Here is a 22,366-nt window from a genome sequence, read left to right as displayed (position 1 = left end):
CTAGGACGTCGCCTTGGCATTCGGCTTGCCGGCCCCGCCGAACTGCTCGACGAAGCGGGCGATCGACTCCTCGGGAATCATCACGCCGTCGCACTGCGGGGGTCCGCCCACGTAGCCGTTCCGGCGCAGGACCTCCAGGTGCCCAGAGGCCCGCTCCGGCTGGGACGGCCCCGTCACCGGCCCTATGCCCTCCTGTGCGACGAGCACGTTGGACAGGACGGAACTGGTGATCTGCGTCGTGCTGAAAGCGTCCGGGGTGTTGGCCGCGAACCAGTCGACGCCCTCTTCACCGGCCAGCTCGTACATCATCGGCGGCCAGCCGAATATCTTGTGCATCGGCGCGGCGCCCTCGATCACGTCGCCCTGGCCGAACAGCAGGTCGCCCTTCTCCTCGATCCTGGCCATCGCGGCGTCCCGGTCGTAGCAGGGCGGAATCGAGTCGTCGACCAGCATGGCGCCGGGCCTGAGCTTGGCCACATCGACGATGTCGGGCGCGTTGGTGTCCGCGCTGATGACGGTCGCCTCGTAGAACTCCTCCGGCAACCTGGACGTCCCGCCGATGATCTGGATCTCGCCCGTGTAGCCGATCACGTCGCGCACCTCGTCGGCGGCCTTCTTGAGCCGGCTGGGGAGCCCCGCCGCAGGGCCTCTGGGGCTGTCGCTCGTCGCGGCGTAGGGGTCGCACAGGATGAGCTTGCGCGGGTGCGGCAGGTGCGTCAGCAGCAGATGCATGGACGCCTTGCCCACCGAACCGACCCCGAGGATGCCCATCACCTCGTTCTCCATGCTGCGCCCGGACATGCCCAGCATGTTCTCCACATTCAGCAGCACCGCCGCGGAGGTGGTGTCGTGGCCGCTGGTGACCGGAGGAAGATCCGTACGGTCCTTGATGGCGTCCGCGACACCGCGGCCGTAGTCCGTCGCCGTCACCAGCAGTCCGCTGAGGGAGATGTTCTTCGCCCCGAGCCGGGCCCCCATCTCGATCCCGCCGACGATCGTCTCGACCAGCCTTTCCCGGTTCAGGTACAGCTCCGCCGTGTCGAGGCGCGGAATCATGATCGTGGCGATGCGGCCCAGGTTGGTGTCGATGATGCCGCACAGATGGGGGGTGTCCATGGCCATGAGCCTGTGCGCGACGTCGCCGGGGTTGATGCCCGCCCGCTCGAACAGACCCGCCGGCGTGGCCAGCACGCCCGCACCGTCCACCTGCGGGATCTTGCCGCTCGCGTACAGCGTCAGCAGGTCGCGCCGTTCGGTGGTGACACTGCCTTTGACCTCGCCGTTGCCCGACGGGCCACCTGCCCGCCCATCCGTTGCCCGGTCTTCGGCGTCCGGCTTGCCGAGCACGGCCGAAAGCTCGGCGATGGTGGGGTGGGCGAACAGGAAGCGCACCCCGAGCTGCTTGCCGACCGTGTCGGATATCTTCGACACGAGGTTCACGGCCTGCAGCGAGTCGTCGCTGAGGTCGAAGAAGCTGTCGTAGATGCCCACTTCCTCGATCCCCAGCACGTCGCGCCAGTGCTCGCACAGCTGCGCTTCCAGCTGCGTGCGCGGCGCGGCCAGCCGAGGGGCGGCGTCGAGCTCGGGGATGTCGGACTCGGCCAGGGCCTTGCGGTCGACCTTGCCGTTGGCCGTGAGCGGCAGCCTGTCGCGCAGGATCACCGTCTTGGGAACCATGTACTCGGGCAGCTTGTCGCGGATGAACGTCCGCAGCTCGCCCGTCTCCGGCGGTGTCCCGCCGTCCGCGACCACGTACGCCACCAGCCGCTTGCCGCCGCCCTCGCCGTCCACGGCCAGGACGACCGCCTCGCGCACCGCCGGGTGCTCTCGTATGGTGCTCTCGATTTCGCCGAGTTCGATTCGGTAGCCGCCGATCTTCACCTGGAAATCCTCCCTGCCCAGTATTTCGATGCTGCCGTCGGGGAGACGGCGTCCGATGTCACCGGTCCGGTACAGGCGCTCGCCGCTCTCCGGATGGACGATGAAGGCGGCATCCGTTGTCTCCTTGTCATGCCAGTAGCCGTCGGCCACTCCCATGCCGCCTATGTACAGGCCGCCCGGCACCCACGTCGGACGCACGTCGAGTTCGCGGTCGAGGACGTGGACCCGCTGGTTGGCCATCGGCTTGCCGTAGGGGATGCTGGTCCAGGCCGGATCCACCCGGTCGATCTCGTGCGTGATCGACCAGATCGAGGCCTCGGTCGCGCCGCCGAGGCTGATCACGCGCACGCCGGGGACCAGCCGCCGCAGGCGGCCGGGAAGGGCGACGGGGATCCAGTCGCCGCTGAGCAGGGCCAGCCGGAGCGAGGCGGGAATGTCCGCCCGGACGCCTTCGGCGTACTGGACCAGCAAGCCCATGAAGCCGGGCACGGAGTTCCAGATCGTGACGCCGCCCTGCCGGATCATGTCGAGCCAGTGGGCCGGGTCGCGCAGCCCGGACTCGTCGGGCAGCACGAGGCGCCCACCGGCCGCGAGCGTCCCGAACACGTCGTAGACCGAGAGGTCGAAGCTCAGCGAGGACAGGCCGAACACGCCGTCGCCGGGACCGACCTCGAACCGCCGGTTGACGTCGAGGATCGTGTTGAGCGCGCTCCGATGAGAGATCATCACGCCCTTCGGCACGCCCGTCGAGCCCGAGGTGTAGATCACATACGCCAGGTCGTCCTCGCGCTGGACCGGCGCGAGCGGCTCCTCGGAAATGTCCTCGAGGGGCTCGCTGTCGACGGGCAGGCACCGGATGTTCTCGGGCCATTCGATGCGCTTGCGGGCGCCCTCCTGCGTGAGCACGATCCCGACCTCGGCGGCCTTCAGGATGCGATGCAGCCGTTCGCGCGGCAGCGATGCGTCGAGCGGCAGGTACGCCGCCCCCGACTTGAGCACGCCGAGCACGGCCGGCACCTGCGCCCAGCCCTTGTCCATCACCACGCCCACCAGCGTGTTGGGCCGGACGCCCTGATCGCGCAACCAGCGGCCGAGACGGGTCGCGTGCCGGTCGAGTTCCCCGTAGGTGATCGTTCTGGTCGTCGACACGACCGCCGGCCGGTCCGGCCGGTCCGCCGCCCGTGTCACGAACGGGCCGTGCAGGAGTCCGGCGGGTACCGGCGCCGCCGTGGAGTTCACCTCGGCCTGCCGTGCCCGGTGGGCCTCGGGCACGATGTGCCGGCGGCTCCGCTCGTCCCAGCTGCCCGGCACCTCGGCGAGCCTGCGCACATGCCGCACGAAGGCGTCCAGCATGTCCTGGGCGAGCCCGGGCGGGAACACCGAGTCCAGGACGTCCCAGGTGAACTCCAGCCCACCCTTGCGCACGGCGCTGCGGACCTCCAGGTACACCTGCGGGGTCTGGCTGACGGTGTAGCCGAGCTCGCCGATCCCCGACATCTCGACGCTGCTCATCTCGACGCTGTTGAACACGACGTAGGTGTTCCGGCGGGGGGTCCCGCCGTATGCCTTCGCCAGCTCGCGCATCACCTGGACTCCGCTGACGTAGCGGCAGTGCTCCAGGTCCTCGATGAGCTGCCGCTGCAGGCGCCGGGCGCGCTCCAGGAAGGTGGATCCGGGAGACGCCAGCACGCGGAGGTGGTTCGGCAGGGCGAAGCTGCCGACGATCGAGCCGACGTCCTCGTGCACCGGCAGCCGGTCCCAGAACGGCGCGTTGATGCTGAACTCCTCGGTCTTGCTCCAGAGCGCGGCGACGTCGCAGAAGGCGGTCAGCAGCGCGGCGCCCGGCATCAGGCCGGCCTCCTGTACCCGCGTCTTGAACCGCGTCCAGGACTCGGGTTCGAGGATCCGGACGGTCAGCGCCTTCGACACGGGAGGGCCGTCGGCGCGTGCGACCTGGATCGGCAGCTCGGGCGGCGGGGGAAGCGTCGGCAGCCGGCGCCGCCAGTAGTCGAGCGCCCGTTCGTAGATGGGCGTCCCCTTCAGATTCGTCTTGGCGACGACGTAGTCCCGGGTCGTCAGCGCGAGCGGCGGCAGCTCCGCACCGCTGTTGAGCAGCGAGAGCTCCCGCAGGATCTGCATCAGGCTCAGCGAGTCGGCGACGAGGAGGCTGAAGCCGAAGTGGAGGCGCGTACGGTCGCCGTCCAGCAGGGTCGCGCGCATCCGGAACAGCGGCCAGGTGTCCCGGGCGAACATCTCCCCCGGCATCTCCTGGCGGAACTCCTCGAGCCGCGCCGTCACCTCGCCGGCCGGCCGGCCGCGCAGGTCGAGCACCTCGATCTCGTAGTCCGGCACCTCCGGCAGGATCTGGTTCCGCCCGTCCGGAAGCACGATGGCGCGCATCATGGCGTGCCGCTGGATCAGGCGGCGCCAGACGTCCACGAAGCGGTCCAGGCCGAGTGCGACCGTGTCGATCTCGGCGTAGCCGTTGCCCGCGAGGTTGCCGATCTCGAACGCGTCGCGTCCGCCGGCCCAGATGGCCTGCTGCATGTCCGTGAGCGGGAACGGCTCGTGCAGCTCCTCGGGCGCCGGGACGATCTTCGGGATGGCCGTCGGCCGTTCCGACGCGCGCTCACGGAGCGTGGTGAGTATCTCGTCCTTGTGTTCCCTCAGCGCACTGCGCAGCTCGTCCGTGAGGGCGTTCCTGGGGGCGCGAACGCGGAGTTCCTCCCCGTCGGCCCAGAGGGTCACGCCCCGTCGTGAGAGGTTCGCAATCAACTCCTGCGCGGTTCCCATTGCTTTGCCTCCAGGTGACTTCACAGAACTTCGAACTCTTCCCAGGACTCTTCCGAGCCGTCATCCCGCGGTGGCGCGGTGCCGGTCGTGGCGCCGGCCAGCATCTGCGCGGCGAGCTGCCGCACGCTGGAGCCCTCGAGCGCGGCGGCCAGCGGCAGCGATATGCCGAGTTCCACTTCGACCTGGCTTTTCATGCCGACCCCGACCAGGGAGTCCAGACCGACCTCGTTGAGCGGCTGGTCGGCGTCCAGTTGCTCCGGCTTCATTTCGAGCGCTCGCGCGATCGCGCCGTGCAGGTACGACTCGAGCAGCCCTTGACGATCCGCCGGATCGGCGGCGAACAGATCATCGGCGGTGAGGCCGCTAGGGCGTGCGGGCGTTTCGGCGGCCGACGGCGCCGGCCCGGCGCCGGCCGCGAGCTCGGAGATCAGCGGGGATCCCGCCGCCTCGGCCCAGCGCCGCCAATCGACCAACCCGACGGCGACCTGCGCCGCCTCGATGCCGAACAGCAGCCCCAGCCAACCAGCGCCGCTGGACGGCGCGATGCCCCTGATCCCGGCGCGTTCGACGAACCGGCCGACGCCCTCACGCCGTACCGACAGCCCCGTGTTCTCCCACGATCCCCAGGCGATGCTCAGAGCCGGCCGGCCCTGCGAGGCCCGCAACGAGGCGAGTGCGTCGAGGAACGCGTTGGCCGCCGCGTAGTTTCCCTGCCCCGGCGACCCGAGCACCCCCGCGAGCGAAGAGAACATCACGAAGAGGTCCAGGGGCAGGCCGGCCGTCAGATTGTGCAGGTTCCACGCCCCGGCGACCTTCGGTTCGAGGACGGCCAGCAGACGCGCCGGGTCGAGGGTGGCGAGGGTGGCGTCGTCGAGGACGCCGGCCGCGTGCACGACGCCGCGGATGGGCGGCATGGACGTCGCCGCGTCGGCGAGGACCCGCGCAAGGGCCTGCTCATCGCTCACGTCGGCACGCGCCACGCGGACCTCGGCGCCCGCATCGCGCAGCGACCGCAGTTCCCGGCCGGCACCGTCATCGGGATCCCCGCGGCCGACGAGCACGAGGTGGCGCGCACCGTGCTCGACCAGCCAGCGTCCCACCAGCAGTCCCAGCGCGCCGAGGCCGCCGGTGACGAGGTAGGTCGCGTCCCGGCGCACGACATCGGTGGGTGCGGTGCGCGGTGATGCCCGGCGAACCAGCCGCGCCACGTGCCGCACTCCGTCCCGGACCGCCACCTGGGTGTCCGCGTCGTCAGCCCGTAGCTCGTCGGCGATCCACCGCGCGGCCGCCGGATCCGGGGAGGGATCGAGGTCCACCAGGGTGGGCCGCAGCTCGGGGTGTTCGAGCGCGGCCACCCTGCCGAGCCCCCAGATGGGCGCGTGAGTCACCGACACCGGGGACGAGCCGTCCACGCCGTGGACGCCGCTGGTCAGGAGCCAAAGACGGGTGTCCGAATCCGCCGTCGCGCCTTCTGCGAGCGCTTGGACCAGGTGCAGCACGGTGACGACGCCCCGCTGTTGCGCGTCGCGGAGCGACGCGGCGTCCAGGCTCCAGAGGTGCGCGACACCCCTCAGCCCGCCCATCCGCTCCCGCGCCGCACCGACCGCTCGGCGCGTCTCGTCGCCATGATCGGGGCGGATCACGAGCCGGTCGGGGTCCGAGTCGTCATAACCGTCTCCGGCGATCACCAGGACGGCTCGCTCGCCGTCCTCGGTGAGACACGCCGCCAGAGCCGTCCCCACACCGCGGCCGTCGGCGAAGATCAGCCAGCCACCGCCGGGCCGGCTCGCTCGCCGGGGGGCGCCACGCCCCCGGCGCTGCCACCGCACTTCGTAGAGTGCGCGATCGAGCGCCATCGACGCGGGCATCCACGCGTCACCGTCGAGCCGCCTGACATGGACGCCCTCAAGGACGGCAACGGTCGTTCCGTCGGCGTCGGCCAGCCGGACGTCCCCGACCAGGCCGGCCGGAACGGATTCGCTTCCCGAGCGGATGCGGGCATGGGCCCAGAGGCGATCCTGCTTGCCCGTCCCCGGAGGCCGCACGACCATTCGTTCGATCGCGAGAGGGACATGAGGGCGCCGGTCGTCGGCATCGGTATCGCCTTGGAAGGCGGCGGCCAGGGCCTGAAGAGCGGCGTCAAGGAACACCGGATGGATGCCATAGGAACCGGTCTCGGGCGCCACCTTGGCCGGCGGGACGACAGCGACAAGCGCCTCTCGCTCCCCCTGCCAAAGCTGTTCGACCGCCTGGAACGCCGGGCCGTACTCGAGCCCCCGCGCTTCCAGGTCCCGATAGAAGCCGGCGGGTGCGATCGAGTTCGGGCAGCGCGCGCGGACGGCGTCCAGGTCCAGTGCCGGAAGATCCGCTTCGGCCGGTGCTCCGGGCTCGATGGTCCCGGTCATGTGCAGCGTCCACTCCGGCCGGCGGCCGGAGTCGTCCGCTGGACGTGCGTACGCGCGCACGCTCGCACCACCGCCGTCCGCGGCGGACACCCTCAGCTGGATCGTGGCCGTGTCGGCGTCGTCCAGCGCGAGCATGCGTGGGAACTCGACCGCCGTGAGAACACCGGAACTCCCGCCGAACACCTGTGCCGCCGCCGTCCGCGCCATCTCGAGCCAGGCGGCGCCAGGGAATACGGCGACGCCCTGGACCCGGTGGTCGTCGAGGACGGCTTGGGCCTCCACGTTGACGGCGCTCTCCCAGACATGGCTCCCCGCCGCGCCGGCGAGCTGCAGGTGGCGCCCGAGCAGGGGGTGGCCGTCGGCCTGGCCGGGGAGGTACGGCAGGGCACCCGGCGAGGGCAGCCAGCAGCGCTCGCGCTGCCAGGGGTAGCCCGGCAGCCGCACCGGGCGCCGAGGCTCGGGATGCAGCGCGGTCCACTCAGGCTCGAAGCCGATGGCGTACAGCGCGCCGAGCGACGTCAGCATGACGTCGCGCGGTGGTTCGTCGCGGCGCAGCGATGGCACGAGCACGGTCTCCCGGCCCCCGGCTTGCGCGCTCTGGGCGATCGCGGGGAGCAGTCCGGGGTGCGGCGACAGCTCGACGAACACGTCATGACCGCCGTCGAGGAGGCCGTCGACCGCCGCGGCGAAGAGCACCGGGGTCCGGATGTTCTCGGCCCAGTACCCGCCGTCGAGGGCGCCTCCGCCGACCAGCTTGCCCGTCACCGTCGAATACATCGGCAGCCGCGGCGACGTCGGGCTCAGGCCGGACAGGGCACCGGCGAGGTCGCCCATGAGGGGTTCCATGTGCGGGCTGTGCGACGCGAAGTCCACCGACTGCAGAATTCGGACGAAGACCCCGCTCGCCTGCAGCCGGGCCGTGACCTCCTCGACGGCGTCCGCGTCTCCGGAGATCACGGTCGACGTCGGAGCGTTGACCGCCGCCACCGAAACGCGGTCCTCCAGGCCGCGCAACTCATCCCGGACGGCGTCAGCGTGGAGTTCGACGACGGCCATCCGCCCCCGGCCCGAGACGGTGCGGATCACCCGGCCGCGCCGGCAGATGACGCGCACGGCGTCCTCCAGGCTGAGCGCGCCCGACAGGTGCGCCGCCGCCACCTCTCCCATGCTGTGGCCGACCACGGCATCCGGCGCGATGCCGTGCGACCGCCACAGGTTCGCCAGCGCGACCTGAACGGCGAACAGCGCCGGCTGGCAGAAGTCGGGCTCGTCGAGGCGGGATGCCCGCTCATCGGCCCAGAGCTGCTCGAGCAGCGGCCAACCGGCCTCGGCCCGGACCAGGCGGTCGCACTCCTCCAGCGTGGCGAGAAACGCCGGCTCCTCGCGCAGCGCCGGACTGAGCGGCCACCAGACCGGTCCCTGTCCTGAGCAGACGAAGGCCAGCCGGCGGCGACGGCGCCGGCCCGCGTCGCCCGAGATCATGCCGGGACTGGGTTCACCCGCCAGGAAGGCCCGCAGCTGGTCCGCGGCCCCGTCGCGGGAGCCGGAGATGAGCGCCAGGCGGTGGCGATGGTGTGAGCGGCGGGTGCCGGCGGTATGGGCCAGGTCGGCGAGGCCGTGCCGGGCATCGCCCTCACTCGTGAGCACGCCCAGGAATCGTTCCGCCGCCTGCCGCAGCGATTCGGGGCTCCGGGCCGAGAGGGGGAGCAGTACGGTTCCGTCCTTGTGCGGCCGGCCATGACCGCCGTCGGAGCGGCGGGGCGGGGCCTCCTCTAGCACGAGATGGGCGCAGGTCCCGGCGAAGCCGAACGAGCTGACACCCGCCCGAAGCGGACCCTCGTGCCGGGGCCACGGCTCGCCGGCACGCGGAACCCGCAGCCGCAGCGACTCGAAGTCGATCTGCGGATTGGGGTTCTCGACGTGCAGGCTGGCGGGGATCTGACGATGCTCGAGCATCAGCACCGTCTTGATCACGCCCGCGATCCCGGCGGCGGCCTCCAGGTGGCCGATGTTCGACTTGACCGATCCGACCAGGCACGGCCGCTCAGGCGGGCGGTCACGCCCGGTCACGCGCCCCAGGGCCTGAGCCTCCATCATGTCGCCGAGGAGCGTCCCCGTGCCGTGCGCCTCGACGTAGCCGACGTCGCCCGGCGCGACGCCGCTGTGCCGGTACGCGGCGCGCAGCAGATCCTCCTGTGACCGCCCGTTCGGCGCCATCAGCCCATTGGTGCGCCCGTCCTGCCCGACCGCGCCGCCACGGATCACCGCCCGGATCTCGTCGTGGTCGGCGAGCGCGCGCTCCAGTGGCTTGAGCACCACGATGCCCGCGCCCTCACCGCGGACATAGCCGTCAGCCGAGGCGTCGAACGTCTTGCAGCGTCCGTCCGGGGCCAGGACGCCGGCCTTCGTCAGGTTGATCCCGAAGGCGGGCGACAGGACCATGTTCACGCCCCCGGCGATCGCGAGTTGCGACTGCCCGCTCCACAGGCTCTGGCACGCGGTGTGCAGGGCCACCAGGGACGACGAGCAGGCCGTGTCGACGGCCAGGCTCGGGCCGCGCAGATCGAGCATGTACGAGATCCGGTTGGCCGCCACGCTGAGGGCGACGCCCGTGCCCCAGTACGCGTCGATGCCTTCCAAGCGGGGCGCCTGCAGCAGGGCGTAGTCGTAGCTGCTGATGCCGATGAAGACTCCGGTGTCGGTGCCGGCGAGCGCCGTGACCACCTGGCCGGCGTCCTCAAGCGCCTCCCAGGCGACCTCCAGCAGCAGCCGCTGCTGCGGATCGATGGCGCTCGCCTCACGCGGTGAGATGCCGAAGAACTCCCGGTCGAAGCGGTCGACATCGTCCAGGAAGCCGCCCCAGCGCGTGATCATCTTTCCTGGAGCGGCGGGGTCGGCATCGTAGAGTTCGTCGGCCTTCCAACGATCGGGCGGCACTTCCCTGATCGCATCCACCCCGTCAAGCAGAAGCCTCCAGAACTCGTCGGGGCCGTCGGCACGGGGAAACCGGCACCCCATGCCAATGATCGCGATGGGCTCCATGCGACACGCACTCCTGTTTGGATCGTCAGTCGTCGTGCGGACTCGCGCCAATGCCGGCAACATGCTCAGCCAGCGCAGCGATGGTGGGGTATTCCCAAGTGAGCGTCTCCGACAGCCTGACACCCAGCACTTCTGCGAGATCACCTATCAGCGCGACGCTCGAACTCGAACTGAGGCCATTGGCAATGAAGGAATCGTCAACGTCGACCTGCTCGGGCTCGATCCGCTGCATGCTCGCGATCTGGGCGACCAGCCAGTCTTCGATCCGCTGCCGGTCGACGAGCACGGCGGACCTGCTTTCCGTGGAGCGCACACTGCGTGGTGTCATGAGGATGATGCCGTTTTGTGGTCGTGAGCCTTTAGTGGTCGTGAGACCGAACGTTTGCAAAGCGGCTTCCGACTTAAACTTCATGGGACCCGGCCGATGCGGGCAAGCCCCGGGGGAGCGGACGATATACCGCGCGAAAGTGCGCACCATGGCGCGCACATCCGGCGCCCGATAGAAGCACCGTCCCGAACTAACATCAAAGATCTCGGCGATCCTCGTCGAACCTTCGGGCGGAAGGGTGACATGGACGAAACAACCGGTAGGCGGCGAGGACCCGGCTCGGTTCTCTGCGGGCTGGGCGTCTGCCTCCCCCAGCGCGAAGTCGGGAACGACGAGATGGGCGCGAGGCTGGGAGTCACTGATGACTGGATCGCGCAGCGCACCGGAATCCGGCGGCGCCGCGTCACGGCCCCCGGCGTCAGCACCGGCGATCTCGCCGCCGAAGCCGGGCGCAGAGCGCTGGAGGCGGCCTCGGTCACGCAGGTGCAGGCGGTGGTCCTGGCCACGACGACCCCGGACCACATCGTTCCCAGCAGCGCCCCCTGGGTGGCCGCCCGTCTGGGACTGGACGGCGTCGCCGCCTTCGACCTCAACTCCGGCTGCAGCGGCTTCGTTTACGGACTCGCCGTCGCCCACGGTCTCATCAGCGCCGGTGTCGCCGAGCACGTGCTGCTGATCAGCGCGGACACCATCACACGGGTGGCCGACCCCGATGACGCCCAGACCGCGCCCCTCTTCGGGGACGGTGCGGGAGCCGTGGTCCTGCGTCCGGGAACACCCGGCGAGAGCGGCGCGCTCGGTCCGTTCGACCTGGGCAGTGACGGGGCGCACGGCAGTGTGGTGCACATCGCGGCCGGCGGGTCACGACAGCGCGCCGATCACCACGCCGCGCCCGGCAAGGCCCCGTTCCTCACCATGTCGGGCCGCGACCTGTTCCGCCATGCCGTGCAGCGCATGGTGGCCTCCTCCAGGCGTGCCGCCGAGCAGGCCGGCTGGGCGCTCACCGAGATCGACGCGGTCGCCCCCCATCAGGCCAACGAGCGCATCTCCGCCGACGTGGCCCGCCGGCTGGGCGTCCCCGAGCAGCGCGTCCTGTCCGACATCGCCGATGTCGGAAACACCGCGGCCGCGTCCATCCCCCTCGTCCTCCACCACGCCGTGCACGCGGGGGCACTGAAACCAGGCATGCGCGTGCTGCTGACCTCGTTCGGTGCCGGACTCGCCTGGGCCTCCACCACCCTGACCTGGCCTGATATCCCCGTCCCCGGCCCGGCCCCGGAGCCCGCCCCGCCGGCGGGGGCCGCGCCCTTCCCCGCCGGCTGAGCGCCGAGATCAGGGACATCACCTCGCTGTGAACCGGCCGAGCTTCCATTCCACGTTCACTCCGTGCGCGGTCCCTGCCGGGCCGCTCATCATCTCGGGCAGCACCCGGTCCAGCATCAGATGACGGATCACGGCCTCCCGCAGCCGGCGGTCGGATATCTCCGCGAAGTACTCTCGCTGATTCGCCGGGACGAGGGCGCCCAGCAGACACTCCTCGGCCAGGAACTCGTACGTGCGCCGTTCGACGGCCCCTTCGAAGTACGGCGCCAGCGCGGCGGCCACCGCCTCGCCGTGCACCGGCGCCGGCAGGATCCTGCGGTCCGCGCGCCGCTGGGCGTCCGCGCGCAGCGGCTGCCGGACCGATGCCGCCGCCTCGCGCAGGACCGGTGCGAGCCCACCCGGGTCGTCGGTGTCGAGCGCGGCCAGCCAGTACCGCCTCACCAGCCGGTTGGCGTCGTGGAACAGCACCGAGTCCGCCCGCCGGTCGGCCAGGTCGGGCGCGCTGAAGGCGAGCAGCCCGCCGGGACGCAGCACGCCGGCGATGGACGCCGCCGCCCGCCGCATGGCCCGGGCGGGGAGAAGGTGGAAGACCATGTTGGCGAGTACGGCGTCGGTCTCCTGCCCCGCCAGGACCTCGCGCAGTGGGCGGAAGCTTCCGCCGCCGGGCCGGCGGAGGGCGTGAAAGCGCGTCCAGGGGACGTCCCGCAGCAGCTCGTACCCCTGCGCGAACCACCCGCCCGGGATGTCCACGAGATGCAGCTCGAACGTCGCGTCGCGTTCGGCCAGGCGTGGTACGACGTTTCGCTCAAGGCACGCCTTCGTCAGCTCGATGGAGGCGAAGCCGGTGCCCGCCCCGTAATCGAGCACCCGGACGGCGTCGCCGGGGCGGACGTGTTCGATGCGCGCCTCCACCGCCTCGAGCACCTGGTGGACGACAATGCCGGTCGGGCCGGAGCACCAGGTTCGTGGGCGGGCGAGGTCGCCGTCGGCGAACAGCAGCCGGTGCAGAGCGGCGCCGTCGTCCAGATCCTCCTCCGGACCCGGCGACCAGGTGTCGTGCCGCGCCCGCGGCGGGCCGGCCGGCATCGGCCGTTCCGTCACGAGGTGGTTCGCGGAGACCGCGACGAACGGCTTGTTCCTGGGATACCGGCGCTCGAGATGGCCGACCGGTTGCAGTCCGGCGAGTCCGCAGCAGCGCAGAAACGCGGAGTACTCGACGAGATACTGGTGCGACAGGGCGTGGTAGGTGTCGAGTGCCGCGGAGTGCGACGCGCCGACCTGGTGGCGGGCCACCTTCGGGGCCACGCTGTGGGCCTCGATGACGACCAGCCCGAATCTGCCGACGTGCCGCCGCCAGCGCCGAAGGTGGGCCACGAGATCCGATTCGACCTCGCGGGCGCTCAGCGGGCTCCCGTCGGGCGCGAGATGGACGCCGGCGGACCACCCCGGGCCGTCGTCGCGCGAGTCCACACCGAGATAGGTGCGGTCGTGGTCGAGGAACGATCTGATGTGCAGCCCATCGTCGATCGCGAGGCCGTGCTCGGCGAGCCGCGCGCGCAGGGCGTCGGGGTCGGTGACGTCGCCGATCAGCAGCAGCGGGTCGGGCACGCCCGCCGCGCTCAGCACCTCGCGGGCTCGGTCGAGGGCCACGGGGCTGGCGTCGATGCCGACGTACCGGATGCCGTCCCCGAGGAGGGCGTGCAGATGGGCGAGCCAGGTTCCGTCTCCGCAGCCCATGTCGGCGACGAAGGACGGGCGGGGTGCGCGGCGGAATATCTCCTGGATGATCGAGTCGGTGTCCGAGAAGTACCGCCGGTGCGCGGCTGAGCTGGCCTCCACGTTGATTCGCCGTTGGCAGTGCCATTCGTCGCGGCCGGGTGTGACCACCAGTTCCCCGCGGAACAGCCGCTGCAGCCGGCTCAGCATGGGCAGATACGAGCCGACGAGACCGCAGTGGCCGGAGAAGGCGAGGCAGGCCCTTCCCAGCCCGGTCCAGCCGCCGTCGCGGTCGAGCCACCCGAGCAGGACGAACAACCTCGCGAAGTCGCCGGTCGGACGGTGCAGGCCGCCGGTGCCGCGCAGGGTGAGGATCGCCGGCACGGCGAGGGTCGCGTCGAGGTAGGTCGTGAGCGGGTCGGCCGGGTCGGCGCCGGCCCGCCACCGCTCGTGCTCACGGAGCAGGGCGGTGAAGGCCGCCCGGGTGGCGGCGTCCCAGGGGGTGGCCCAGCAGTCGGGAGCGTTGTCGTCGAAGCGGGTGAGGAACGCCCCACCGGCGACGAGCCGCGCACGGTGCCGCAGCGCCTCCAGGCCCCGCTCGGTCCATGCCGCGGGGTCGGATTCGATCCAGCCGGCCGCGGCCAGGCAGTGCCAGGCCGCACCCAGGTACCCGGTGCCGGGAAGGCCGCCGGTGTTGTACGGCTTTCCGTCCAGCAGGCCGAGCGCGTCGAACGCCGAGACGGCCGCGGCGAGCAGCACCCCGTCCTGGAAAAGAAACGCGATACGACGCGCCTCGGCGCGCCGATCCGCCGCCTCCGTCGTGGCGACGGCCACGGCGGATCGGTGCTCCGGCATGACGGTTCTCCTTGGTGATGTGTGGTGAAGGGCACCCCTCGCCATCCCCAGGCTTCCGAGGCGTTCCGATAGGTCAGCCGCTGTCTCGGCCGGGGGGCAGGAATCGCTCGTTCGGGTGGTTCGTCGACCAGAAGCCCTTCTCCGACGTCTTCACCGACTCGATGAGCAGCTCGACCTCGTCCATCGTGTTGTACACACCGAACGAGGCACGTACGGATCCGACGAGCCCGAGGCCGTCCATGAAGGGAGACGCGCAGTGCACGCCGGTACGGGTGGCGATGCCGAAGGTGTTCAGATGGCCGCCGACGTCATGCGGATGCACGCCGTCCACGTTGAAGGAGAGGATGCCGCCCCGCGGCGCCTGGGCCCCGTACACGGTGACGCCGCCCAGGGCGCGCAGCCCCTCGGCGGCGCGCGCGGCCAGCGCCGCGTCGTGCTCGTGGACCGCGTCCCGGCCGAGGCCGTCGAGATAGTCCATCGCCGCCGCGGTGCCCACCATGCCGGCGATGTTGGGCGAGCCCGCCTCGAACCGCAGTGGCGGCATGGAGATGAGCGGGCCGTCGTACGAGGCGATCGGCGCCATGCCGCCGCCGAGGAGCACCGGCTCCATCCGCTCGAAGTGCTCGGCCTTGCCGTACAGCACCCCGGTGCCATGCGGGCCGTACATCTTGTGCGCCGAGAAGCAGTAGAAGTCGGCGCCGATGTCCCGCACGTCCACGCTCCGGTGCGCGACGGCCTGGGCGCCGTCCACGACCACGAAGATGCCGTGGTCGTGCGCCGCCGCGGTGATGTCGCGTACGGGGTTCACGGTGCCCTGGACGTTGGAGACGTGGGCCACCGCGATCAGCCGCGTCCGTTCGGTGATCTGCGCGCGGAAGGAGTCCAGGGACGGCTCGCCGTGCTCGTCGACGGCCGCGACCTTCAGAGCGGCCCCGGTCTGCTCGCACAGCCGCCGCCACGGGAGCAGGTTGGAGTGGTGCTCAAGCCCACTGATCAGGACTTCGTCGCCGTCCGACACGACCTGGCGCCCGAAGCTCTGCGCCACCAGGTTCACCGACTCGGTCGCGCTCTTGGTGAACACGATCTCACTCGCCTGGGCGGCGTTCAGGAAGGCACGGACGCGCTCGCGTGACCGCATGAAACGATCCGTCGCCCGCATGCCGAGCGTGTGGACACCACGTCCGACATTGCTGTTGTCGTTGCTGTAGTAGTCGTACATGGCGTCCAGCACCTGACGCGGCATCTGCGTCGTCGCGGCGTTGTCCAGATATACGGGCGGCTTGCCGTCGAGATCCGTTGCGAGAATCGGGAAGTCGGCCCGTACGTCGCGGGAGAGCCCGGACGAGGTCTGCTCAGCTGTCATCAGCGCACCTAACTGAGAGAAAAGATGGCGTTCACAAACATCTCAAGAATTAGCGATACCAGACCCACGAATCACGTTCCGAGACCACACCGTTGTGGACAAGCCCCGGGGGTGCGGACCATATGCCACACGAAAGTGCGGACGATGGCGCGCGCCGACGTTCACCCGATCCGCCGGCGTGGCCGGCCGTTATCGCGGTACGGAGCGCGCGCGGAGGTGGACGCGTTCGCCCTGATGACCGAACAGGATGAGCACCTCGACCGGGGTGGGATCGGCGCTGTCGAACCAGTGCGGCACCCGGGTGTCGAACTCGGCCGCCTCACCCTCGGTCAGCACCAGCTCCTGGTCGCCCAGGAGCAGCCGGAGACGGCCCCGGAGCACGTACATCCACTCGTAACCCTCGTGGGTCTTCTGCTCGGGTGTGCGGCGTTGCGGCGGAATGATCACCTTGTGCGCCTGCACGCCCCCGACCTGGCGGGTCAGCGGGATGAACGTCATGCCCTTGTGCTGCACCGGACGCAGGTGGATACGCGGATCACCGGTCGGCGGCGCACCGATCAGCTCATCGATCTGCACACCGTACGCCTGCGCCAGCGGCAACAGAAGCTCCAGCGTGGGACGGCGGCGACCGGCCTCCAGCCGCGACAGCGTGGACACCGAGATACCCGTCTCGGCCGCCACGTCGGCAAGGGTCGTCCCACGTTGCCTACGGATCGCGCGCAGCCGCGGCCCGACCATGGCCAGCACCTCGTCCGTGTTTGCCATTCTCGCAAGTTTAGTGGCCTCTCCCGCCGAAGGAACCGATCATGGTTGCCATGACACAGAACTTCGATGTCGCGGTGCGGGGCTCTGGGCCGGGCCACGGTCATATCACCTCATATCTGTCATTTTCAGGTTGACAGCATGGAAGAACCAGTGCGACTCGATGACCTGATAAACCGCGTGACCGCGTCTCACCCGGATGGCGGCGCGCTCGTGCACCTCTCCGACGCGATAGCCATGTCCGGGATGCTCGACGACGTCTCCGATCAGCTCGTCGGGCATTTCGTGAACGCGGCGCACAACGCCGGGGCGACCTGGGCCGAGATCGGCAGAACGATGGGAATGACCAGACAGGCCGCCCAGAAGCGGTTCGTCACCAAGCCCGCGGACGTGGCCGCACTCGCGCGGGCCCACGATCGGTGGACTCCCCGTGCGCAGGCGATCCTGGTCGCCTGCCAGGACGAGGCGCGCGCCGCCGGGCACAACTACGTGGGTACCGAGCACATCGTTCTCGCCCTGCTGAGCCAGCCACAGGGCCTGGCGGCGAAGGCCCTCGCCGAGAAGACCACGCCGGAACGGCTGCGCGCGGCGATGAGTGAGGTCTTCGGGCCGCGGTCTGACGACCTGTCGGGAGAATTCCCTTACACCCCGCGAGGCACGAGGGCCATCGAACTGAGTGTGCGGGAGGCGCAACGGCTCGGTCACGACTACGTCGGAACGGAGCACATCCTGCTCGGAGTCCTTGCCGAGCAACACGGCGTCGGCGCGCAGGTCCTCCGTCGTCTGGGCGTCGACCAACGCGGCGTAGAGGAATGGCTGGCCGCTCAGTGACATCGGACGACGGGTCGGTGCCGTACCGCTTCGGCCAGGAGCGATGCTTCAGCCCCCGGGCTGCCACGGCGGTGCGGTCGAGCGAATGACCCCTTGCCCGGGCGGACGCCGATCGCCGGCAGGCGGTCAGTCGACCATCAGCCAGCCGCGCACCTCGGCCTCGTGGTCGATGAAGCGGTCGCCGGAGACGTCGACGGCGACCCGGTCGATGGCGCCTCCGGTGAACCGGAACGGCGGCCGGTAGCCGGGGGTGACGGGCGAGCCGTCGTCGCGGCCCACGCAGATCCCGTCTCCGACGGGGCAGAAGTAGCTGGGCTGGGTGATGATGCGGGCGCCGGCCACCCGCTGCTCGTTCACGTACAGGGTGAGGGATCCCGTGGTGCCGGGCATCTCGGGGTCGGTGCTGCGTTCCTCGGCCCTGAACTCGGCCGTGAACGTGTGCCTGCCCCGCTCAAGGGACAGGTCGGCGGCCACGAGCTGCAGGCGGCTGCCCACCCAGTTGTAGGCGTAGTGCAGGCGGCCGTCCTTGATGTAGAGGCTGTGCCCGCCGGAGACGCCGCCATGGGCGAACAGGACGCCCTCGACGTCGTCCGAGTGGACGTCGACCCCGGCGACGATGGTGTACGACCGGCCGTTGGTCATGACGCCGGACTGCTCGGGCACCGGCGCGCAGTCGGGGTAGTAGATGTAGCGGTCCCGGGCCGGGGTGCCCTGCGGGCGCTCGGCGAGGGTCTGCTCCAGCGCGGTGCGGTCGTCCAGCGGCAGCCCGCTGTAGTTGCCCGCGTAGTAGTACCACAGGCTCTTCATCCGCTCGAGCCGGCCGGGCTCCCGGTCGGCCAGGTTCTTGGACTGGGCGCGGTCCCGGGAGAGGTCGTAGATCTCCCACTCGTCGTCCTCGAACCTGCCCCAGCCGCTCAGCGGGGGGTGGACGGTGCAGGCCAGCCACCCGTCGTGGTAGATCGCGCGCTGGCCCAGCATCGTGTAGAACTGGGTCCGCTTCCCCGGCGCCGACGGGTCGGTGATGGAGGCCGCGAAGCTCTCGCCCTCGATCGGGTTCTGCGGGCGCCCGCCGAGCACTTCGGGCGGCTGGACGCCCAGCAGGTCATAGAGCGTCGGGGCCACGTCGACGGCGTGGACGTACTGGTGACGCACCTCGCCCCGGGCCTTGATCCTGCCGGGCCAGGCGACCAGGCACATGTCGGCCACACCGCCCTCGTAGCCGGCCCAGCGCTTCCAGTACGGGAACGGGGTGTCGAACGCCCACGCCCATCCGGTGTTGTAGTGGTTGTAGGAGGAGGGGCCGCCGAGTTCGTCGATGTGCTCCAGGGACAGTTCGGCGGGGGTGGGCAGGCCGTTGAAGAAGCGCCACTCGTTGAACGTCCCGTCCGGGCCGCCCTCGCCGCTTCCGCCGTTGTCGGAGACGGCCACGATGATCGTGTTGTCGAGCTCGCCGGCCGACTCCAGGAAGTCGATCACCCGGCCGAGCTGGTCGTCGGAGTAGGAGACGTAGCCGGCGAAGACCTCGGCCATCCGGGCGAACAGCCGCCGCTCGCCGGCGCTGAGCGAGTCCCACGGCCGGACCGTGTCGAGCACCGGCCACGGCTGCCCGTCCGGTCCGGTGGCCTGCGGCTCGCCGTGCGGGTTGATCGGGGAGAGCTCGGTGTCCTCGGGCAGCAGGCCGAGCTCCTTCTGGCGGCGCAGGATCTCGGGCCGGATCGCCTCGTAGCCCTGGTCGAACACCCCCTTGTACCGGTCGGCCCATTCCTTGAAGACATGGTGCGGCGCGTGGGCCGCGTCGAGCGCCAGGTACATGAAGAACGGCTTGTCCGGATCGACGGCCTTGGCGTCCCGGATGAACTGGATGGCCTTGTCGGACAGGTCCTTGGCTATGTGGTACCCCTCCTCGGGCGTCCCCGGCGTGGCGACCTGATGATTGTCGTGGACCAGGCTCGGGTACCAGGAGCTCGATTCGCCGTTGAGGAAGCCGTAGAACCGCTCGAACCCGCACCCGAGAGGCCAGCGCCCCTTGTACGCGGCCATGCCGGTCTCCCACCCGGGAGTGAGGTGCCATTTGCCGACGCAGTAGGTGTTGTAGCCGCGTTCGGCGAGGACTTCGGAGATGAACCCGTTCCCCGCCGGGATGCGGGTGGAGATCCCGGGGAACCCGGCGCTGAACTCGGCGACCGTGGCCATCCCGTTCGATGTCGCGTTCCGCCCGTTCAGCAGTGACGCCCTGGTCGGCGAGCACAGCGCGGTGGTGTGGAAATTGGAGTACCGCACGCCGAGATTCGCGATCCGGGTCATCGTCGGCGTCTTCACCGGCCCGCCGTAGCAGTCCATCGTCCCGTACCCGACGTCGTCCCACACGATCACCAGCACGTTCGGGGAGCCCTTCGGGGCCCACGGCGACAGGAACGGCTCCCAGTCCGGCTCCGAATCCCGGATGTCCAGAGCGATCCTGCCCTTGAAGCCCTTCGCCATGATCTCTCTCCCCCAGCGGGCCGAACCGGAAGCGGGCACCCGTGTTCCGGGAGCGCGACGTCCTGCCGTCACCGTCGCGCACGGCGGCGTGCGCTTCCTGCGTGTGCTGTCACCGCGTACGTTCCCTCCGCGGGCGGCGGTGGCACCCGCACCGCGTCAAGGCCTCGCGATGAAATGGTCACCTCCGGGCGGCATTTCATGCGCTCGGCAAATGCCAGTGCTCGACGCGGGTCACGGTCCAGACGACCGCACGGCGCCCGGTAATCCGGGTTTCATCGGCTGGATGCGGCTCAAAGCCGCACGGGCCCGTTGCGATAGGCCCCCTCCTTGATCAGCACGTATGAAAACTCCGGACACGTTTCGCGGCTCAGCGAGGTATGTCCGGCGTGACGGGCTGAGCCGGATGTGGCCAACAGTGCAGATGCGACCCTCCAGCGACTTGATGAAGTCCGAAACAGCGCTCACGGTGAGGGCGGTGCCGCTCTTCTCTGGAGGTGGGCGTGACACGGTCCTCCAAGCCCGAGACCAGGGCCGCCGCACAGGCGATCGTGGCAGAGTTCGGCCGGACGGTATCCCAGAAACGGGGGCTGGGAGGAGCAGAGGAGGACCAGCTACGAGGGCCGCTAGAGATACTCCTGCGGAAACTCGGTTCCCTCATCGGCGTAGAGGCCGTTCCCTATGGCGAGGTGAGGCTCGGCCCACTCCGCGCGCGGCCGGACTACGCCGTGAACATCGGGCAAGTACGAGTCGGCTACGTCGAGTTGAAAAAGCCTGGCAAGGGTGTCCCCGGAGCGGCGGAGTGGCGCCCGACGAAAGGCGACCAGGAACAGTGGAGCAAGCTCTGCTCGCTCCCGAACGTGGTCTATACCGACGGCGTAACGTGGGCGCAGTACTCGTACGGCGAGCGGATCTCGTCGATCGTCAGGCTCGCCAACACGATCTCTGACCTGCGCCGCCCCTCGGAGCATGCCGTCACCGAACTGGTCGGCGTCCTTCGGCGCTTCCTGCTCTGGGAGCCGGAGTCCCCGCAAACGCTGACCTCGCTGGTGAAAATCATCGGGGGCCTGTGCGGACTGTTGAAGGAGGAGGTCCACGCCGCGATCACCGACCCGCTGAAGAAGCGGTCGCAGATGCGGCTGGCATTGCTCGCCGACGACTGGCGGGACCTGCTCTTCCCCGGTCTCGACAACGAACGGTTCGCCGACGCGTTCGCACAAACGATCACGTTCGCGTTGCTCCTGGCCCGTGTCGACGGCATCGACCTCCTCGGCGAGACCTACCACGAGATCGCCCAGAAACTGGGGAAGCGGCACCTGCTGATGGGGCAGGCGTTCGCCGTGCTCACCAGCGGCGTGGACGATGAACTGGACACGATCGAGACCCTGCGCCGTGTCATCAACGTCGCCCGCCTCCATGATCTCGACGTCAGCCCGGCGGACGCCTACGCCTACCTGTACGAACGCTTCCTCGCGACCTACGACCCCGTGCTGCGCAAGGACACCGGCTCCTACTACACCCCTATTGACGTCGCCCGCCATATAGTCAGATTTGTCGACGAGGTACTGCAAGAACATCTCGGCAAGGAGTGGGGCTTCGCCGACGACGACGTCGTGATCGTGGATCCCGCGATGGGCACCGGGACCTTCCTCGTCGAGATCATCAGCGCCGTGGCCGACCGCGTCGGCGACAAGCTCGGTCCCGGGACACGCGAGGACTTCGTCCATGACCTGGTCTCGAAAAGGCTCATCGGGTTCGAGATCCAGGTCGCCCCGTATGCGGTCGCCGAACTTCGCATCCACGGCTCCTTCAAGACCCGGTTCCAGGTGGAGACACCCCCCAAGGCGCGGCGATTCCTCACCGATGCGCTGGCCGACCCGAACCACGTGCAGCGAAAGCTGGGCGCCCCCTACCGGGTGATGGAGGAAGCGCGCGACGAGGCGAACGACATCAAGCTCAAGGTTCCGGTGATGGTGGTCATCGGCAATCCACCGCACGTGGAAAACGCGAAGGGCCGCGCCCCATGGATCGAACATCCGCGGCGGGGAGCATCTGGGTCCCGGTCCGTCTCCAAGCGCCCTTCCATCGACGAGTTCAGAGCCGACGGTCTCGGCCGCTACGAGTCCGACCTGCACGGCACGCCCTGGTACTTCCTGCGCTGGGCGACCTGGAAGGTGTTCGAGGCCGAGCAGCGCATGCCGGCGGGCATAGTCGCCTTCATCGTCCCGTCCAGCGTGACCAGAGGCCGCGCCTTCAGCGGTCTGCGTGAGTATCTGCGACGCAAGTGCAAGGTGGGCTGGGTCATCGAACTCACCCCCGAGGGCAACCGTCCACCGATGCCCACTCGCATCTTCGGACCCGATGTGGGCCGGCAACTCAGCGTCCTCATCTTCGCTAACGCCGCCTGTTCCGATGAGGAGGAAGCAGCCGACGTCCGGTATCTCGAATTGACCGGAACGCGCGAGGAGAAGCGCTCCGCACTGGAGGGGCTGAAAACGACAGATCCACGTTGGCTGCGCTGCAGCCGCGAATGGCAGGACGCCTTCCTCCCTGCCGGCGACCCAACATGGACGGCCTTCCCTTCACTTA

General features: G+C 69.9%; 10 protein-coding genes. 3 read left to right on the top strand and 7 right to left on the bottom strand.

The genetic code is table 11. The features are described from left to right. From AF1_RS14410 to AF1_RS33280, 3 genes are read right to left on the bottom strand one after another with little or no spacing between them, the layout of a single operon-like run. A complete protein-coding gene (locus tag AF1_RS14410; RefSeq protein ID WP_084262886.1) occupies positions 1 to 4,674 on the bottom strand; it encodes a non-ribosomal peptide synthetase in 4,674 nt (1,557 codons plus the stop codon). A gap of 20 nt (positions 4,675 to 4,694) precedes the next feature. Next, positions 4,695 to 10,121, bottom strand: coding sequence for a type I polyketide synthase (locus AF1_RS14405; protein ID WP_067798135.1), 5,427 nt, complete (start codon positions 10,119 to 10,121; stop codon positions 4,695 to 4,697). A 25-nt stretch (positions 10,122 to 10,146) separates the two neighbouring features. Further along, positions 10,147 to 10,599, bottom strand: a complete 453-nt coding sequence (locus tag AF1_RS33280) for an acyl carrier protein (protein ID WP_084262884.1) — start codon at positions 10,597 to 10,599, stop codon at positions 10,147 to 10,149. A gap of 93 nt (positions 10,600 to 10,692) precedes the next feature. On the opposite strand from AF1_RS33280, the gene AF1_RS14395 reads away from it, so the two are divergent. Further along, on the top strand, positions 10,693 to 11,772 hold the full coding sequence (locus AF1_RS14395; protein ID WP_067798129.1) for a beta-ketoacyl-ACP synthase III: 1,080 nt from the start codon (positions 10,693 to 10,695) through the stop codon (positions 11,770 to 11,772). Positions 11,773 to 11,790: 18 nt separating this feature from the next. Here the strand turns inward: AF1_RS14395 and AF1_RS14390 are convergent, their stop codons facing one another. The 3 genes from AF1_RS14390 to AF1_RS14380 form a co-directional block, all read right to left on the bottom strand. Next, positions 11,791 to 14,343, bottom strand: coding sequence for a class I SAM-dependent methyltransferase (locus AF1_RS14390; RefSeq protein WP_067798126.1), 2,553 nt, complete (start codon positions 14,341 to 14,343; stop codon positions 11,791 to 11,793). Positions 14,344 to 14,416: 73 nt separating this feature from the next. Next, the gene (locus AF1_RS14385) at positions 14,417 to 15,706 is read right to left on the bottom strand and encodes an aminotransferase class V-fold PLP-dependent enzyme (protein ID WP_067798121.1); all 1,290 of its coding nucleotides are present in this window, start codon (positions 15,704 to 15,706) and stop codon (positions 14,417 to 14,419) included. A gap of 189 nt (positions 15,707 to 15,895) precedes the next feature. Next, positions 15,896 to 16,471 (bottom strand): helix-turn-helix domain-containing protein, encoded by a 576-nt coding sequence (locus AF1_RS14380; protein WP_067798118.1) that lies wholly within the window; start codon positions 16,469 to 16,471, stop codon positions 15,896 to 15,898. A gap of 138 nt (positions 16,472 to 16,609) precedes the next feature. On the opposite strand from AF1_RS14380, the gene AF1_RS14375 reads away from it, so the two are divergent. Next, positions 16,610 to 17,299 (top strand): Clp protease N-terminal domain-containing protein, encoded by a 690-nt coding sequence (locus tag AF1_RS14375; RefSeq protein ID WP_067798115.1) that lies wholly within the window; start codon positions 16,610 to 16,612, stop codon positions 17,297 to 17,299. A 126-nt stretch (positions 17,300 to 17,425) separates the two neighbouring features. On the opposite strand, the gene AF1_RS14370 is transcribed toward AF1_RS14375, so the two are convergent. Further along, positions 17,426 to 19,780, bottom strand: a complete 2,355-nt coding sequence (locus tag AF1_RS14370; protein ID WP_067798112.1) for an arylsulfatase — start codon at positions 19,778 to 19,780, stop codon at positions 17,426 to 17,428. A gap of 725 nt (positions 19,781 to 20,505) precedes the next feature. Here AF1_RS14370 and AF1_RS14365 point away from each other — a divergent pair. Next, positions 20,506 to 22,366: N-6 DNA methylase (locus tag AF1_RS14365; protein ID WP_169804034.1), on the top strand; the 1,861-nt coding region annotated here is incomplete at its 3' end.

The organism is Actinomadura formosensis NBRC 14204, assembly GCF_001552155.1.
In the GTDB taxonomy this organism is placed as follows: domain Bacteria; phylum Actinomycetota; class Actinomycetes; order Streptosporangiales; family Streptosporangiaceae; genus Spirillospora; species Spirillospora formosensis.
Note: the sequence above shows the minus strand (reverse complement) of the source record. Positions and strands in the feature narration are given on the sequence as shown.

Coding starts and splice junctions, on each gene's coding strand:
- AF1_RS14410 (WP_084262886.1), bottom strand. CDS start 4,674: ATGGGAACCGCGCAGGAGTTGATTGCGAACCTCTCACGACGGGGCGTG.
- AF1_RS14405 (WP_067798135.1), bottom strand. CDS start 10,121: ATGGAGCCCATCGCGATCATTGGCATGGGGTGCCGGTTTCCCCGTGCC.
- AF1_RS33280 (WP_084262884.1), bottom strand. CDS start 10,599: ATGGTGCGCACTTTCGCGCGGTATATCGTCCGCTCCCCCGGGGCTTGC.
- AF1_RS14395 (WP_067798129.1), top strand. CDS start 10,693: ATGGACGAAACAACCGGTAGGCGGCGAGGACCCGGCTCGGTTCTCTGC.
- AF1_RS14390 (WP_067798126.1), bottom strand. CDS start 14,343: ATGCCGGAGCACCGATCCGCCGTGGCCGTCGCCACGACGGAGGCGGCG.
- AF1_RS14385 (WP_067798121.1), bottom strand. CDS start 15,706: ATGACAGCTGAGCAGACCTCGTCCGGGCTCTCCCGCGACGTACGGGCC.
- AF1_RS14380 (WP_067798118.1), bottom strand. CDS start 16,471: ATGGCAAACACGGACGAGGTGCTGGCCATGGTCGGGCCGCGGCTGCGC.
- AF1_RS14375 (WP_067798115.1), top strand. CDS start 16,610: ATGGAAGAACCAGTGCGACTCGATGACCTGATAAACCGCGTGACCGCG.
- AF1_RS14370 (WP_067798112.1), bottom strand. CDS start 19,780: ATGGCGAAGGGCTTCAAGGGCAGGATCGCTCTGGACATCCGGGATTCG.